Below are 16,872 nucleotides of genomic sequence, written 5' to 3'. Positions count from 1 at the left end.
AGCATACAAAAAGGAGCGGTCGGGTGATTCCGACCGCTCCTTCGCTAGCTTAACAGGAGATTAAGGCTGATTATAGACGTGAACGTAATCAAATTTCGCGGGAATGGTATTGACCGGTCCAGCCGAGAAGGCAAACAGGCCAATCTTGATGGGATAAGCTGCCGAGGCAGGATTCAGATCCCACGAATTCCCTTTCACCCAGTGCACATCATCCAGGCTGCTATATGGTGTATAGACGTTGCCGGTCCGATAGACGCGCAGCCAGGTAGTGACCGTTGGATTGGTGGCTGTGCTACCATTCACGGTCGGATTGGGATTCGAGAGGTAATCCCAGCTCTCACCCTCTAATGGACACTGCTGCGCCGTGTAGGTCTTGATGGCAACATTGCTGCCAGCCGCTGGCTGCACATCGCAGCTGGTTTGATCCCCTGGAGTCGGGTCCAGGTTTTCATGACCGGCAATAACCTTGTTCAGCGATTCATGGTGCGTGACACCCACCTTGATATAGTGATCATCATCGCTATAGACGAGCAGGCCTGCCTGCTGATAGTTGGTGTTTGGATCGAAGGTCATCTTCGTTTCCATCATGTAGTTACCAGCGGGAGCATTCTCCAACAGCAGGTTGGTGGCGTTGTTGGCGTTACGATAGAGATCCCCATTGATGGTGATCGAGAGTTGCCCATTCGCCAGTGAATGCCGTGTGGGATCTTCACGTACCCATGACCATTGCGATCCCAGCGCGCCATTGAACTCATCGGAGTACTGAGCAAGCGGGGTACCTGCTGCCGGTACCTGCTGTGACGGGGCCACATGATGCGTCAGAGGCGCCGTGGTTATATTGTCGAAGTCGGCCGTAGCATTCTCGGTGATAAAGCCAACATTGCCATCGTTGTGGCGGAAGGAAGCGGGGAACGCTCGCTCCTGTACCGCAACCGGATCACGCTGCGAGTCCGAGACGGTGAAGCGGTAGCTTGCTAACCCGGGCTGGCTGGTCGTATCATCGATGGTCAGGTAGTGCCAGTCCGTAGGATCAAAGCCGGCCGGTAGCGGTGTGGATTGCTCCTGCTGGATCACATGCCCGTTCTGATACGCGGCAGTAACTAACGTGTTGTGGACAGGATCAATGAAGGCAGAGATAAAGGTTCCCTGGGCGTTGCCCTGACCTTTTTGTACATAAGAAACAAAACCACCATAGCGTCCGTTGCTTCCAGCTTTTTCCAGACGCAGATTGAAATCGGTACGCTCGCCCTGAGGAACCGTCTTCTGGCTGACAAGCAGTGCCTGGCCATTTGCGCTCTTTTGCGCTACGTAACCACCAGCGGTCATATCGCCGCTGACGACCTGCCAGTTTCCGCCCGCCGTTTGCCAGTTGGTGCTCAGATCACTATTGTTAGCGGTATTGAAGTTATCGCCAAAGGTTGGCGTGGTTATCGGTGCGACGTTGGTAAGCGATGGACCCTTGCCATCATTGACGATCGGCCAGCCATCAGCCGTCCAGTCGATACGATCCATCAGCAACTGGCGATAAGAGATGCCCGAACCATTAACCCAACCGTTGTTCTCATCGACGCCGTGATAGATGATCCAATCCTGCCCGGCAAGGTCGGTGATGATGGCGTTATGTCCCACGCCGCGCCACTTGTTGCCGTTCTGCTTGAGTGTGGGATAACCACCACCTTGCGCCCCGCTGTTAACTCCTGCTGGATCGGTAGAAGGACGCTGTGTCGGAACAGGCTGTCCGGTCGGCGTCACCATCGGGAAACCATTCTGATCGACAAATGGTCCCAGCGGCGAGGTGGCACGGCTCACTACGACGCTATAGGGGCTCTCAGGACCATTACAGCAATTGGCCGAAGAGGAGAAGTCGTAGTAGTATGCCTTGCCGTTTACATCGTGGCGTATGACATACGTACCCTCATAATGATCCCAGTGTCCAACCTGGTACACGGATCCAGTCACCTGCAGACCATCAGATGCCAGCTTCTGAACCACCGTGCCGCCAAAGAAGCTACCATAGTACATGTAGCGCTGGCCATCGTGATCGGTAAAGACCGCCGGATCAATGGTCCAGTAGTAGCAATTGGGATCGGTGTTAAAGACACAGGAGCGCGGCGGCACAATCGGTCCATGCTGGAAACTACCACCAGCTGAAGGACCCGCATCCTGCCACGGACCGGCCAGGCTGTCAGCGACCGCCACGCCTATCGAGCTGGGACCAGCGGGAGTACCATATTTGGGCAGGGCTTTGGTGGACGAAGCCGTGTAATACATATAGTATTTATGGTTGAAATACTGGATGTCGGGCGCCCACAAACCAGCATTGGGATCTACCCAATCAGGTCGGGAAGCCATGGCGTCACCTACAAACTGCCAGTGTACCAGATCAGTAGAGCGATGGATCGGCAAGAGATGGTACGATCCGTCCTCCCAGCGGTCTGAGGTAGCGATAACATAGTAATATCCATCAAGTCCCTTAATGATGGATGGATCCGGTAGGGTCTGAGAAATAATCGGATTGCTATAGGTAGCACCAGCCTGCGTAGCAGCTGGTTGTGAGGCAGTACGGGTTGTAGTACTGGCTTGCGCGCTACCAGACAGCGAACAAATCAGAAGCACAACCAGTGGAATAACACTATAACCATAAGCTGGTTTCAATAGCGCTGCCTTCGCTATTGTAAATAGTCGCGACATATGCAGCTCCTTTGCCTGAAAATAGATCCTCCGTGCACATATTCTTTTTTGATATTTACAACGATGTAAAACAAATGTAACATGCGAAATTCACTTTTGTCAATGCATAACGATAGCAAACAAACTCCTCAAGGTGAGAAAGTGATATAATTCCTATTTGTATGTCAATCGCCAAACCAGAAGAGAGAAGAACCACGAGGCATTGTGGTTGAAGGTAACCAATGTATCCATTACGTGTAAAAAATATCTATGCTGTGGGAAATGATTATTATACGCTTCATATCGAGGACCACGGTGTGAACTCGCGTAATCGGGAGGTGCGCCAATCCGTCAAAGAAGCCTTTGCGGCTCTACGCAAAGCCATCAATGCCTATCGCCTTCGTCCTGAATACGCTGAGCTCTACCAGATCGATGAACGTTATAGTGTCAAGGGTAACTATTGGTGCCTGCACAAACACTTATTGCTACACTTTGCTTCCTGGTTCACGTTGTCTGCCCCGCTTGAAACGCTACTACAGGAAGCTACTCTACGGGCAGAACAGCAGTACTACAACTTTCACGCGGAGCCATACCGTATCTCGCAAGCTGGCCTGGAGCATGCTCTACACATCTTTGAGTTGCAGCAAGGCTTCACGTCCGAGGATCTCAAACAGCGTTATCGTCAGCTTGCCAAAAGTTATCATCCAGATACAGGTGGCGACGAAGCATCGTTCAAAAAGCTCCAAAATGCCTATACACTCCTGCAGGCATACCGCGCCACCCGCTAGCCGTGACGATCTGCCTGCTTACCTCTCATCAACAGAGCAGGCAAATTAGAACTTTTCATTTTCGTCCAGAGATCATTGGGAGATCACGAGCAAGCGATACGATGTACATTCTTTCACGTGTGTGCGGCGGACGGCTGCAGCCGTCCGCCGCACACACTCCCAACCCGACGCCGTAGGCGCCAAAGAGGAAAATGAAAAAAACCTGCAGGCAGATAAAAATGCTTGACTTTCATCTAAAGATAGGTTAAAATTCATCTATCTTAATTTTGGAGGTACTGTTCACCATGCATTCATTCACAGCCAGGGCCTTGTTGCTAAACTAAGTGAGCTGTGTCCACGGTTACCACGGTCGTTCGCAGGCGATTCATTACATGGATTTGCTTCTATTGGCACGACCATATTCACTTGCCTTTTCTAAAGATACGCTACGGATCAACTCTTTTCTGTAGACCTCTCTTTCGGCACCTACTACCAGCCCACTTAGCCTCGTAGGGCTTTTTTTGCTTGCTTGCTTATCACTATGGGCAAGTTATGGCATTGCCTTCCTTTTAGCATCATCGCTCCCCCCCTGCATAGCCACCATATCTTTGTGCTGGCTATTTTCTGTGTGTATCGAGCATCATCATACTGTATGCGCAAAGCGCGTGCATTCATGATTTGAAGTGCATTTACGATGCTTCATTGAGCAAAAGGAATACATTAGCTGCATGTATATTCGTTTAAGACGCAATCCAAACGTCTCCTTCTCTTTTTCTGTTCACTTAGCTGCCGCCCGCGGCGAGATGAGGGGGGTTTGATGCACCCATTTCAGACCTTAAACCGCTATCGGCGGCTGCTGACCCGCTATCTCGGGCCTCGCTGGCCATGGATGGTGCTGCTGGGTACTATCCTGTGCGCCACCATCGCTGTGCAGGTAGCCACACCATTGATAACCAGCTACTTCATCGATCAGGCCGTCTCTGGCGGCAATCTCAACAAACTGATCCTGCTGGCTCTGCTGACCATGGGCCTGGCCCTGGCGGGACAGGGATTGGCGGTCGCTGAGACCTATGTAGCCGAGAGCGTGAGCTGGACGGCCACCAACATGCTGCGCGCTGACCTTATCGAGCATTTGCTACAGCTAGATGCCTGGTTTCACACAGCTCATACGCCGGGCGAGCTGATCGAGCGAGTGGACGGTGATGTCGCGACCCTGGCTCGCTTCTTCTCGCGCTTTGTGGTCTATGTGCTTGGCAACGGCGCCCTGCTGCTGGGTGTGCTTGGTCTGCTCTATTACGTAGACTGGCGCGTAGGACTGGGGTTGAGCGCCTTTGTGGTGCTGGCCATGGCAATCATGCTGCGCATCCGCGCCGCCGCCACACCATCCTGGACCGCTGAGCGTCAGGCCAACGCCGATTTCTATGGCTTCCTGGGAGAGTACCTGGCCGGGCTACAGGATATTCGTTCGAGCGGCGCAGGCGCGTTTGTGATGCGCCGCTGCGCTGAATTGATGCGCGCGTGGCTAGCCATTACCCGCAAGGCGCAGATGTGGGGCTACGGTCTGGGCGCCACCAGCCTGGGAATGTTCGCACTCGGCACGGCAACCGCCCTGGCCGTGAGCGCCATCCTGTTCAGATCAGGTACGCTGACCATCGGCATGGTCTACCTGATCTTCCAGTGTACCGAGATGCTGCGCCAGCCGACCGAGCAGATCCGCAACGAGATACAGGATCTGCAACAGGCCGATGCCAGCATGACTCGCATTGAGGCGCTTTTGAACACAGCTCCGCGCGTGTTTGATGGTCCTGGCACCGAGTTGCCAGCAGGTCCCCTATCAGTAGAACTGGATGGAGTCTCCTTTCATTATGCCGAAGACGCGCCGGTGCTGCGCGATGTCAGCGTGTCACTGACGCCGGGCCGCGTGCTGGGTGTCGTGGGGCACACCGGCAGCGGCAAAACTACGCTGACACGGCTTCTGCTGCGCTTCTATGATCCATCATCAGGAGCAGTGCGCCTGGGAGGCGTAGATCTACGAGAAGTTCATCTCTCAGCGCTACGCGCACGCATCGGCCTGGTCACCCAGGAGGTGCACCTCTTCCATGCCAGCGTGCGTGACAACCTGACCATCTTCGACGCCAGCGTACCAGATGAGCAGATTCGCGCCGTGCTGGATACTCTGGGAATGGGCGAATGGCTACAAGAATTGCCGGAAGGATTGGATACACAGCTTCTGTCTGGCGGTGTGGGACTCTCCGATGGACAGGCACAGGTGCTGGCCTGCGCGCGCATCCTGCTACGTGATCCTGACCTGGTAATCCTGGATGAAGCGTCTTCGCGCCTGGACCCGGCCACGGATCGACTGGTGCATGCCGCCCTTGGTCGCTTGCTTGATGGCAGGACGGGCATCATCGTGGCGCACCGACTGGAGACCATCACGTACGCCGACGATATTCTGGTCATGGAGGATGGACAGGTGCGCGAGCATGGACCTCGCCTCACCCTGGCCACCGATCCCAGCTCGCGCTTCGCCGGATTGCTGCGGATCTCTAAAGAGGAGGTTAGCATATGAACAAGCTCCCAACCTGGCGCTACCTGTTACAGATGGTACGCTACAAGCTGTGGCTCTACCTGCTTCATGGAACATTGTGGGGCACGTTCAACCTGTCCGCTCTAGTGGCAGGTCTGCTCGCACGCGCATTTTTCGATACACTGACCGGGCAGGCACAGTTACCCGGCGGCACTATGGGAGTCATCATCCTGCTGGTAGTGCTCGCGGTCTGCCGCGTGATCCTGATGCTCACCGCAGGCTCCGCCGAAATTATGATGCGCTTTACCATGAGCAATCTGCTGCGCCGCAACCTGCTGCGCCGAGTCCTGGATCGTCCCGGTGCCTATGCCCTACCCTACTCTATCGGGGATGCTATCAGCCGCTTCCGCGACGATGCCTACCAGGCCGAGGACAACGTAGACTGGAGCGATGAGATCGTGGGTCAGGGCCTGTTTGCCGTGGTAGCGTTTATCGTGCTCCTGAGCATCAATGCTCGTATGGCTCTGATCACCATCGTCCCGCTCATCGTGGTAGCGATCATAGCGCGGCGCGCCAGTACGGCATTGGGACGCTATCGCGCCGCCAGCAGCCAGGCTACCAGTGAGGTCACCGGTGCCATCGGTGATATCCTGGCCGCGGTACAGACGGTACAGGCTAGCGGAGCTGAGGGGCGCACCGTGGCTCACTTCCAGCGATTGAACGAACAGCGTCGTACAACCATGCTGACCGATCGCCTGGCGACGCAGGCTCTCAGCGCCCTCACGAACAACACGGCCAGCCTGGGTACAGGCTTGATTATGTTGCTGGCCGCCAGCAGCATACGTGGGGGCAGTATGACGGTGGGCGACTTTGCCCTGTTCATCTCGTATCTAAGCTTCATCGCCGACTTTACCTCGGGGATCGGCCAGTTTCTGGCCGTCTATAAGCAGACCGGGGTCGCCTTTGAACGCATGGGCGCCTTACTGGGCGATGCCCCCCTCTCTACGTTGGTGGAGCACACTCCTATGCACTTGAAAGGTTCCCTACCCGCCGTGCCAGCACCGATGCGCCACGAGTCGGATCGCCTTAACCACGTGGAGGTACGTGGACTGACCTATCTCCATCCTCATTCGGGTCGTGGTGTTGCCGGGGTGGACCTGAGCTTATCCCGCGGCACCCTGACCGTGGTAACGGGACGCGTCGGCTCGGGCAAGACCACACTCTTGCAAACACTGCTGGGCCTGCTGCCAATGGAAAAAGGTGAGATCCGCTGGAACGGCCAGGTAGTGGAGAACGCAGCCGCGTTCTTTGTGCCACCCCGCGCGGCGTATACGTCACAGGTACCGCGCCTGTTCAGCGAGACGCTCAAGCAGAATATTCTGCTGGGCCTCCCCGACGACCACGCAGCCCTCAAGACCGCCATACGCGGCGCCGTGCTTGAACACGATGTAGAAACGTTGGAGGAAGGACTGGAAACGTCGGTGGGCACACGCGGAGTTAAGCTCTCAGGCGGCCAGGTGCAACGCACGGCTGCGGCCCGCATGCTGGTACGCGACGCCGAACTGCTGGTCATCGATGACCTATCCAGTGCGCTAGACGTCGAGACCGAGCGCGCCCTCTGGCAACGCATCTTCGAGCATAAAGATGCCACCTGCCTGGTGGTCACCCATAGACGCATCGCCATGCAGCGCGCCGACCGTATCATCGTCCTCAAAGATGGGAAAGTCGATGCCACGGGCACGCTGGCTGAATTGCTGGCAACCAACGCCGAGATGAGGAATCTGTGGCAGGGCGATTACGAAGATTCAGCAGATGAACTGATGTAAATTGTAATGTACAGGGCTCCAGCTAGAACTTTAACTTTGTCCTCACCTGGAGCCCTTGCTTACCTTCTCAACATGATCTTTAATAAATAACGTCGGCATACAGCGGGGAGGGTGCAAGAGGGGCGGTCAGCCCCTCTTGCACCCTCCCCGCCTGCGGCGGGGATACGTTTCGTGACCTTCGTGGTATGATAAAACATAGATCAACCACAACCTTTGTATGTAGAGGATAAGTAATTTATGGACACTTCCGCGCCAATCGGCGTTTTCGATTCAGGAATGGGGGGGTTAACCGTACTGCAAGCCCTTCGCCAAGCCCTCCCCCAGGAGCGTTTGCTCTACGTAGCTGACTCCAGTCATGCACCCTACGGCGACAAATCGCTGGAGTATATCCAGCAACGCGCGCTGACACTTACACATTTCTTGCTTGAGCAGGGCGTAAAGGCATTGGTAATCGCTTCCAATACCACGACGGCGGCTTCGGTAGATTTCCTTCGCTCAACCTTTCCTGTGCCAATTGTCGCGGTAGAGCCAGCCTTGAAGCTGGCGGTCGCCTCCACCAGAACAGGTGTGGTCGGGGCACTCGTCACGGTTGCTACCTCTCAAAGCACACGCTTTACTACACTGCTTGAACGCTTTAGACAGGATGTCAAAGTGATCATACAACCCGCTCCGGGACTCGTCGAACAGATTGAGATGGGCGAGCTCACAGGTTCGGCCACGCGTGCGCTGATCGAACGCTATGTCACACCGCTGCTAGCAGCTGGAGCTGATACCATCGTTCTCGGCTCCACGCACTATCCCCATCTCCGTCCACTTATCGCAGAGGTGGCCGGGCCAGAGGTTGTGCTAATCGATACAGGCGAAGCGGTCGCACGCCAGCTACATCGCGTCCTCGAAGCTCGCGAACTGTTGAACGAAGATCCAACACCTGGGGACGTGCAATTCTGGACGAGTGGCGATACGCAACTTGCACAGCAGGTTATCTCTCTATTATGGGGCACTCCTGTTGGAGTGCAACAATTACCAGAAGCATTCATTTGAGAAAATTGACTTCTATAAAATTTGTTAGTATAATTAATTCAATCACTATCTGAATTAATTATACTAACCCCTGGAGGATTCACTTGGGCAAAGTAGTCTCCGTTGATCGCAATCTTATGCGCAGTATGAATCAGAGCACGCTGCTCAACCTGATTCGTACCCACGCCCCGGTATCGCGCACGCAGCTGGTGCAGCTCTCGGGTCTGAGCACCGGCACGGTAGTAAGCATCGCCACCGATCTGCTGAAGCAAGAGCTGATTATGGAGCAGGGAGTCGCTAATTCAAACCTGGGGCGCAAAGCGGGATTATTGCGCGTCCACCCCAACGGAGCCTATGTGCTCGGACTGAGCCTGGTCGAGAATGATGAGATAGTGATTGTGCTACTCAATCTATTAGGAGAGATTGTTCAGGACTCTTGCTGGCAGGTACAACTGCATGATTCCACAGTCAATGTGGTGCAGGTCATCACGGAAAAAGTGGAAACATTCCTGCAGAATTGCCAGGTGCCACGCGAGAAGATCCTGGGACTTGGCTGCGGCTTTCCGGGCAATGTCAATTCCCAGACCGGCAGCAGCGTGGACAACTGGATTCACAACTGGCACGATCTGTCCATCACTGATCCACTTTCTCAGGCTCTGCGGATGCCGGTCTATCTCGATAACGTCGTTAACTGCCTGGGGAGCTATGAAAAGCTCTATGGTCATGGCAGGCCGTATCGCGACTTTCTGGTCATCACGTTGGGTCGTGGTGTAGGTATGGCCATGATCCTTAATGATGATCTCTATCGAGGCTCGCGTGGCTGGGGCGGCGAATTTGGCCATATCCCCTGTGTGCCAGATGGCCGGCGCTGTGAATGCGGCAACCAGGGCTGCCTGGAGGCCTATGTGGCTGACCACGGCATCCTCGCCAGCTATCATGAACTGCGGCATAAGTATCCAGACGACGCGCGGTTAGCCGCCGATCTCTCCCTCGATGAGATTCGGACCGCCGCCCGCGAGGGGAACGAGCATCTGCGCTCCTTACTGGCACAGACAGGGCAGTACCTGGGGACCGCCCTGGCCTCAATGGTCAATATCTTCAATCCAGAGTGCGTTATCCTGACCGGCGCCCATGTTCATCCAGAAGATGTGCTTTTTTCCTCGATGCGCGAGACTATGCACAGGTACATCTTCTCTCGCCTGGACGATGATCTACCACTGATCATCACACCAGTCACCAGCACGCGCTGGGCGCAGGGAGCAGGCACGCTGGTGTTACGGCACTTCTTTCTATCACCAGCTCAGACGGGTGCCTGAACGATCCGGACTTTAAACCTTTAGCTGAGTAGTAAGTACAACATGGCAACAGCTCATCAGTAACAGTGTATTGATCGCCAGGGAAGGAGGAATTACAGCTGGCAGGTTATAAATCTGTAACATTGCCAGCGGACGCGATAGCTTATCTTTAAAGAGACGCCATACAAGGAGGTCATGGAATTGTTTCAACACTGGAAGTTTACTCGTGCTACCACTATGTATTCTGCTCGTATATTTTTCCTTCTTATGCTAATTCTCCTGAGCCTGGGTGCCTGCCTTAGCACTACCTCTGCAGCCGAGGCGAAAGGCAACGCGACGCCATCAGCGATGAATGGGCTGGCCCAGACCCCATATATGGGATGGAGCAGTTGGAGCCTGGAGTCCACCAAGTATCCTGGCTATAATACAAACTGGCTCACCGCCGCCAACATCGAAACACAGGCAGACGCCTTGCATGCGAAGCTGCAATCCCATGGGTACAACTACGTCAATATCGACGCCGGCTGGTGGATGGACTACAACTGGAAGCCAACCTTTGATGCTTATGGGCGTCCAATCCCATTTCCCGATCGCTTCCCGGATGGGATGGCCAGCGTCGCCAGCCACATCCATCAACTGGGACTGAAGGTAGGCATCTACTATGGTGCAGGCATGGATTTTGCGGTCTATGATAACAACTATCCCATCTATGGCACCAGCTGTCATGCACAGGATATCGCGGTGAAACCGTTACAAAAGACCAATGGCTGGCTGGGCGCCTATGCCATCGATTACTCAAATCCATGCGCGCAGGCCTACATCAATTCTATCGCCAACGAGTTCGCCAGCTGGGGCATTGACTTCATGAAGCTAGATGGCGTTACTCCTGGCTCCTTCATCAATAATCCGACCACTTCCGACAATCGACCCGACGTAAAAGCGTGGTCGCAGGCTCTAATCCAGACCGGGCGTCCGATGCAGTTCGTTATCTCCTGGGCACTGGATCATAACTATGCCGACTATTGGAAGACCTATAGTAATGGCTGGCGCGTCGATACCGATGTGGAATGCTACTGTAATACCCTGGTAACCTGGAACAACTCCGTCAAGCAGCGCTTCACCGATGTAGTCCCCTGGATCAACGATGCGGGTCCAGGCGGCTGGAACAACCTGGATTCACTGGATGTAGGTAGCGGCAGCATGGATGGCCTGAACAATGATGAGCGCCAGACTACTATGACGCTATGGGCCATCGAGGCGGCCCCCCTCTATACCGGAGACGATCTGACGAAGCTCGACGACTATGGGTTGTCTCTCCTCACCAATGATGAGGTCATCGCCATCGATCAGGCCGGTCACCCAGCTCGACCAGTGGCGCAGTCCAGCAACCAGCAGGTCTGGTACGCCGAAAACAGCGATGGCTCCTATACCGTCGCGCTCTTCAACCTGGACAACACCAGCGCTACAGCCACGGCCAACTGGCAAGACCTGGGCTTCGCGGGTACCGCTACAGTGCGCGACGTCTGGCAGCATAGCGACCTGGGACAGGCCACCGATAGCTATAGCGCCACCTTGCCCGCACACGGCTCTCGACTGCTGACGGTCAAACCAGTCCCCCATCACTCCCACCCGGTTCCACCCTTCCAGGGTGACAAGGCTGTATCTTACGAGGCCGAGTCCCCCACCAACAATACACTGGGCGGTAGTGCTCAGATCGTTGTCTGCTCTACCTGCTCAGGCAGTGAGAAAGTGGGCAATTTAGGAGGTAGCGGCAGCGTCCAGTTCAATACCATTACCAAAAAGAAGGCTGGCATCTATACCATGACCATGTACTACACGGACGGTGATAGCCAGCGTTCCATATATATCAGTGTCAATGGAGGATCGGGCGTGCTACTCGACTGCCATGGACTCAGTAATAATAACTGGAACCAGGTCCAGGCTATGCAGGTCTCGGTCCAACTGAAAGCTGGCACCAATACCATCAAATTCTATAACGACAAGGGCTATGCACCCGACCTCGATCGCATTACCGTCTGATCATCATTAGTAGACTCCATTCCCTTCGTCTAGAAAAGAGAGTGGAGGCAGGCGCAAAGGTCGGCCTTTGCGCCATGCTGGTCGAATTGCTCCTGCCTCTGTGCTTCATCCCATGCCGGCAGCGTGGGGAGGGATAACAGGGTGGGGCACAGCTAAAGCTGTTGGGGTATGATCTCTTTCATCCCCAGCAGCTTTAATTTTGAAATATAAGCAGTGGAAATCCTATTCTCCTTATTTTATATATTTGCTGTATAGTTGCTATCATTATATATAACCACAACACGCGCCGCTATTCTATTCATTATCTAATATAGAGATTACACTAATATTATGAAAACGGGCGCTATCCACGAGATACAAGTAGTATCAGTGTACCTGATATGGTACGAGCACCACAGTTCGACGAGAATTTTTGTCCCTGACAACGATGTCATAATATCTGACAATGATGTCATAATATCTAATACCGCTATCATGAACATAAGTTCTTCCTTGTAACAAAATGCCTTTTTAATCTCTGCAATTCATTCCTATTCGTTAATCTCACACTATTTCTTTAATAAAAAAAGTCATTTTATACACAGCAAAGTGGTGCATATTAGGCTCACATTATGTTATACTTTTCTATAAGCAAGCGTCGATCCAGTGGGTCTGTTCGTGCTCAGTACAATAATGATCGTTTATTGTACAGCTACATTGCAAAACAACGTTGTTTGCGCGCTGCGATGAGTGGTATAGACTTGTAGAGGTCTATGCCGTTCAGAGCTCAATGTAAGGAGCCTTATATGCGTATACGGCATTGGTTAAGGAAACCACGTATTCTTCTCATCTCGCTATTTCTTCTTTCGATAGTGCTTGGAGCTTGCGGCAACAGTGCAGGTGGACCTAAAGAGGTTGTCTTTTGGACCAGTATCACAGACGATATCGGTATCAAAGCCCAGCGTGATATTGCGGACGCCTTCAATAAGGCGAATCCGGACCTGCATGTAAATGTCGTACCTGAACCAACTACAGGCACAGGCGATTCAACCGCGCTAATCACGTCCGTTCGTGGGGGGGTCGGCCCTGATGCATATTTGATCGACCGTTTTACGGTCGGACAGCAGGCAGCCCTTGGCCTGTTATCGGATCTCTACCCCTATACGAGCAAAGAAAACCAGGATCTTTCCAAGCAATATCTTCCATTTGCCTGGTCTGAAGCCCTGTTTCAGGGCCATCCATACGCCCTTCCCATGGATACCGACGCGCGCGCGCTATACTATAACAAAACAGTGCTGCGTCAGGCGGGCATCGATCCCTCCATCCTTGATCCAAAGAATGGGCCGATCAAGATGAGTAAATTGAAGGAGCTTGCCTTCAAGGTAAATCATATGGATTCCCATGGCAACTATGATCGCATCGGCTTTATTCCCTGGTATGGTCAGGCCTTCCATACCACGTGGGCGCTTGACTTTGGAGCCCAGTTCTTCAACAACAATACCTGCCAGTTGACCCCACTGGAGCCGGCGATGTTGAAGACATTCAACATGTATCATGACTGGTCACAGGCATTGAATTATCAGAAGGTCAGCACCTTCCTGGCAACGTATCAACCCGCCAACGCCCTTCCTTCGCAGAATCCTTTCTTCACCAACCACCTGGCATTCGCCATCGATGGTGACTGGAATCTGGCCAGCATTAAACAATATGTGCCCAAGTTGGACTATGGCGTGACGTATATGCCCATTCCCGATGATCGCACGACTCCATTTACATGGTCAGGCGGCTTTGCACTGGCCATTCCGACAGGCGCGCATAATGCGGATGGCGGCTATCGCTTCCTACGCTTTATGGCCGGTCCAGATGGACAGCGTATCTATACGAAAGAGACCAGCCATCTGCCAACCTGGAAGTCCCTGCTGGATGAGAAACAGCTCTTCGATCCTGGCCATACGTTCTTCGCCAACCTCCTGCAGTACTCGGTCAGTCGCCCGCCGCTGCCGGTTGGTGGCCAGATCAGCGATGAGTTGAGTTCAGCTCAGGATAAAGTAGATTTCAATACTGCGACTCCCAAAGAAGCGTTGCAGGAGTACTATAATCGCGTCCAGCCACAGATGCAGCAGTATTGTCCCTTTAAGCTTGAAGGTTGGAGTAACCCGTACAAATAAACTGACGGACGAACGTTGTAAACCCACGTATCACCGCTTTGCTTGCCTGGCTTATAAACGATGGTGTTGTACTGCTGGAGGTGTATACTTCCTACGCCCCTATATACACAAGGAGACAGTGTTGTGTTAGCAGTAAAGTCTTCTCCAAAATCCACGCCGAGACTCAGTCGGCGCGATCGCCTCAACCTCACGAAGGGTCTGCTCTTTATCAGTCCCTGGATTCTCGGTGTGATCATCTTCACCCTCTATCCAATGATCTATTCTATCGCGTTCAGCTTCACGCGTTACTCGGGCTTCAAAACTCCTGTCTGGCTGGGACTGCAAAATTACACGCGCATGTTCACCGACAGCCTCTTCTGGCTTTCGCTGGAAAATACGCTTTACTATGTCCTGTGGGCCATCCCTGTGGGCATCGTAGTGGCTCTCCTGCTGGCGGTAGCTATGAACCGCGAAGTGCGCGAGGTGGGCATCTATCGCGCTATCCTCTACCTGCCTTCGATCCTGCCGGCCTTCGCGATGGCCTTCATCTTTATTGTGCTGGTCAATCCACAGTACGGTATCGTCAACTATATCTTCTCCCTGTTCGGGGCGCCCACCCAGGACTTCCTGGGTGATCCGACGGGCGCGAAGAATGTGATTATCGCGATCGCGCAGTTAGGGGCGGGCAATGCGGCCCTGATCTTCCTGGCTGGCATGCGCGGTATACCTGATACGCTCTATGATGCGGCACGCATCGATGGCGCCAGTACCTTTCGCCGCTTTTTCTCGATCACGATTCCTCTGCTGTCACCGATTATCCTGTTCAATCTGATCACTGCCCTCAGCGGTGGACTGCAGATTTTCCAGCAGGCCTACATTATGACCAATGGTGGTCCTAATAACGGTACCCTGTTCTACATGCTCTATCTCTACCGCAATGCCTTCGCCTACGCCCAGTTAGGTTACGCCTGTGCCCTCTCGCTGGTGCTCTTCATCATCGGCCTGGCCCTGGCTGGCGTGCTCTTTAGCGTTTCACAGCGTTTTGTGAACTACGAACTGGTTAGCTAAGTGCGAGATAGTATGAAAAACAACTTTATCACCGGGAGGATATAGCGATGAGTACACAGGTTATAGACAAAAAAGATACAGAGGCAAATGAGATGACGCGCTATCGTCGGCGTGCCGCCACACAGCGTGTGATGAAGACGGCCGGACCGCGCGTATTCCTGATCATTATGTGTCTGATCTACATTGTGCCGTTTTATTGGATGCTGAGCACTGCGCTTAAGTCGACGACCGATCTATCGCAGTTTCCACCCAGCTTTTTCCCGACGTCACTGCACTTTGAAAATTTCGCGGCGGCAGTCAGTACGATCCCCTTTGGTGTCTACTTCGGCAATACCTTGCTGATTACAGTCCTGACAATCATTGGCTCGGTGCTGGCAAACCTGGTGGTGGCCTATGGCTTCGCCTGCATTGAGTGGCCAGGACGCGATAAGGTCTTCTATATCGTGCTAGCAACGATGTTCATCCCATTCCCGATCGCGATTGTGCCGCAGTTCGATCTGTTCGCGCGCCTGCACTGGATCAACACGATTCTGCCGCTGGTGGTGCCCCACTTCTTTGCCGGTGCCTTCTTTATCTTTATGCTGCGCCAGTTCCTGCTGCAGATTCCCAAGGAACTGATCGAGGCATCGCGTATGGATGGAGCCACCGAACTGCAGATTATGTGGAGCGTCATCCTTCCGCTGTCGCGCCCGGCGCTGGCGGTCGTGGCCCTTTTCTCTGGTATCGGCGCCTGGAATGACTTTATGGGACCCCTGATCTATCTACAGGACGATATGAAGCGCACGCTGTCAATCGGCCTGCAGGTGTTCCGCTCAACCCACGACATCCAGTTCAACCTGCTGATGGCGGCCTCCCTACTGACGGTGCTGCCACTGATCATCCTCTTCCTGTTTAGCCAGAACTTCTTCATCAAAGGAGCTACCGTAGGAAGTATCAAGTAGCTGGTTGCACCAGCTACTTGATGACTGGTCAGCCTGGGGGCGCTGTCGCTCCCAAATCTCTTTTCTCTAAGGTTACCAAGAGCAAAAGCCCTGTGGAGCGTACGCTCCACAGGGCTTTTGCTCTTGGTAACCTTAGAGAAGTTCACTAATCAGGCTATGGGGACCAGCGAAGATGGCACGGCCATCCTGTACCGTCTGACGCATCAGACGAAGCATCCTCTCTTTGTCGGAGTTCATGAGCGCGATCCAGGCGGGCGGAGCGCCGGTTTGCGGATCGTGGGCGGCGCTCCAGTTGGCCATTTCTGCCAGAATAGGGATCAGGTCGAGCCCTTTTTCGGTCAAGCTGAACGTCTCTTTGCGTTTGTCGAAGTCAGATGGCCTTTTTTCAAGGATCCCCTTTTGTTCTAGCAAGGCAAGACGATCGGCGAGAATGTTAGTGGCGATCTTCTCATCAGAAGCCAGAAACTCTCCATAGGTTTTCTTCCCAAAGTAGACAATATCACGAATGATCAGGAGAGACCACGGGTCGCCAATGGCCTCTAAAGCGTAGTTAATCGGACAATCTGAACGTCTCTGGCGTTTGTGCTTCATC

The 16,872-nt window shown here is 53.7% G+C and carries 11 protein-coding genes; 9 read left to right on the top strand and 2 right to left on the bottom strand.

What is annotated here, in order from left to right; all coding sequences use genetic code 11:
• Positions 1 to 60: 60 nt before the first annotated feature.
• Positions 61 to 2,691 (bottom strand): glycoside hydrolase family 43 protein, encoded by a 2,631-nt coding sequence (locus KTT_RS35055; protein ID WP_126602837.1) that lies wholly within the window; start codon positions 2,689 to 2,691, stop codon positions 61 to 63.
• 221 nt (positions 2,692 to 2,912) lie between these two features.
• On the opposite strand from KTT_RS35055, the gene KTT_RS35050 reads away from it, so the two are divergent.
• From KTT_RS35050 to KTT_RS35010, 9 genes are all read left to right on the top strand, one after another.
• Positions 2,913 to 3,458 (top strand): J domain-containing protein, encoded by a 546-nt coding sequence (locus KTT_RS35050; RefSeq protein ID WP_126602835.1) that lies wholly within the window; start codon positions 2,913 to 2,915, stop codon positions 3,456 to 3,458.
• A 796-nt stretch (positions 3,459 to 4,254) separates the two neighbouring features.
• A complete protein-coding gene (locus KTT_RS35045) occupies positions 4,255 to 6,006 on the top strand; it encodes an ABC transporter ATP-binding protein (protein WP_126602833.1) in 1,752 nt (583 codons plus the stop codon).
• Positions 6,003 to 7,790 carry an ATP-binding cassette domain-containing protein gene (locus KTT_RS35040; protein ID WP_126602831.1) on the top strand — a complete coding sequence of 596 codons (1,788 nt, stop codon included), beginning with the start codon at positions 6,003 to 6,005 and terminating at the stop codon, positions 7,788 to 7,790. The genes KTT_RS35045 and KTT_RS35040 overlap by 4 nt, the downstream gene beginning before the upstream one ends.
• A gap of 237 nt (positions 7,791 to 8,027) precedes the next feature.
• Positions 8,028 to 8,831 carry a glutamate racemase gene (gene murI / locus KTT_RS35035; RefSeq protein ID WP_126602828.1) on the top strand — a complete coding sequence of 268 codons (804 nt, stop codon included), beginning with the start codon at positions 8,028 to 8,030 and terminating at the stop codon, positions 8,829 to 8,831.
• An 83-nt stretch (positions 8,832 to 8,914) separates the two neighbouring features.
• The gene (locus tag KTT_RS35030) at positions 8,915 to 10,126 is read left to right on the top strand and encodes an ROK family protein (protein WP_126602826.1); all 1,212 of its coding nucleotides are present in this window, start codon (positions 8,915 to 8,917) and stop codon (positions 10,124 to 10,126) included.
• 174 nt (positions 10,127 to 10,300) lie between these two features.
• Complete coding sequence (locus KTT_RS35025) at positions 10,301 to 12,145, top strand: alpha-galactosidase D (protein ID WP_235845957.1); 1,845 nt, start codon at positions 10,301 to 10,303, stop codon at positions 12,143 to 12,145.
• A gap of 785 nt (positions 12,146 to 12,930) precedes the next feature.
• The gene (locus KTT_RS35020) at positions 12,931 to 14,292 is read left to right on the top strand and encodes an ABC transporter substrate-binding protein (RefSeq protein ID WP_126602824.1); all 1,362 of its coding nucleotides are present in this window, start codon (positions 12,931 to 12,933) and stop codon (positions 14,290 to 14,292) included.
• A gap of 123 nt (positions 14,293 to 14,415) precedes the next feature.
• On the top strand, positions 14,416 to 15,339 hold the full coding sequence (locus tag KTT_RS35015) for a carbohydrate ABC transporter permease (RefSeq protein WP_235845956.1): 924 nt from the start codon (positions 14,416 to 14,418) through the stop codon (positions 15,337 to 15,339).
• 47 nt (positions 15,340 to 15,386) lie between these two features.
• Positions 15,387 to 16,280, top strand: a complete 894-nt coding sequence (locus KTT_RS35010; protein WP_126602820.1) for a carbohydrate ABC transporter permease — start codon at positions 15,387 to 15,389, stop codon at positions 16,278 to 16,280.
• A gap of 132 nt (positions 16,281 to 16,412) precedes the next feature.
• Here the strand turns inward: KTT_RS35010 and KTT_RS35005 are convergent, their stop codons facing one another.
• Complete coding sequence (locus KTT_RS35005; RefSeq protein ID WP_126602818.1) at positions 16,413 to 16,871, bottom strand: winged helix-turn-helix transcriptional regulator; 459 nt, start codon at positions 16,869 to 16,871, stop codon at positions 16,413 to 16,415.
• Between the last annotated feature and the right edge of the window lies 1 nt (position 16,872).

The organism is Dictyobacter aurantiacus, assembly GCF_003967515.1.
GTDB lineage: Bacteria > Chloroflexota > Ktedonobacteria > Ktedonobacterales > Ktedonobacteraceae > Dictyobacter > Dictyobacter aurantiacus.
Note: the sequence above shows the minus strand (reverse complement) of the source record. Positions and strands in the feature narration are given on the sequence as shown.

Coding starts and splice junctions, on each gene's coding strand:
- KTT_RS35050 (WP_126602835.1), top strand. CDS start 2,913: ATGTATCCATTACGTGTAAAAAATATCTATGCTGTGGGAAATGATTAT.
- KTT_RS35005 (WP_126602818.1), bottom strand. CDS start 16,871: ATGAAGCACAAACGCCAGAGACGTTCAGATTGTCCGATTAACTACGCT.
- murI (WP_126602828.1), top strand. CDS start 8,028: ATGGACACTTCCGCGCCAATCGGCGTTTTCGATTCAGGAATGGGGGGG.
- KTT_RS35010 (WP_126602820.1), top strand. CDS start 15,387: ATGAGTACACAGGTTATAGACAAAAAAGATACAGAGGCAAATGAGATG.
- KTT_RS35045 (WP_126602833.1), top strand. CDS start 4,255: ATGCACCCATTTCAGACCTTAAACCGCTATCGGCGGCTGCTGACCCGC.
- KTT_RS35055 (WP_126602837.1), bottom strand. CDS start 2,691: ATGTCGCGACTATTTACAATAGCGAAGGCAGCGCTATTGAAACCAGCT.
- KTT_RS35040 (WP_126602831.1), top strand. CDS start 6,003: ATGAACAAGCTCCCAACCTGGCGCTACCTGTTACAGATGGTACGCTAC.
- KTT_RS35025 (WP_235845957.1), top strand. CDS start 10,301: ATGGAATTGTTTCAACACTGGAAGTTTACTCGTGCTACCACTATGTAT.
- KTT_RS35020 (WP_126602824.1), top strand. CDS start 12,931: ATGCGTATACGGCATTGGTTAAGGAAACCACGTATTCTTCTCATCTCG.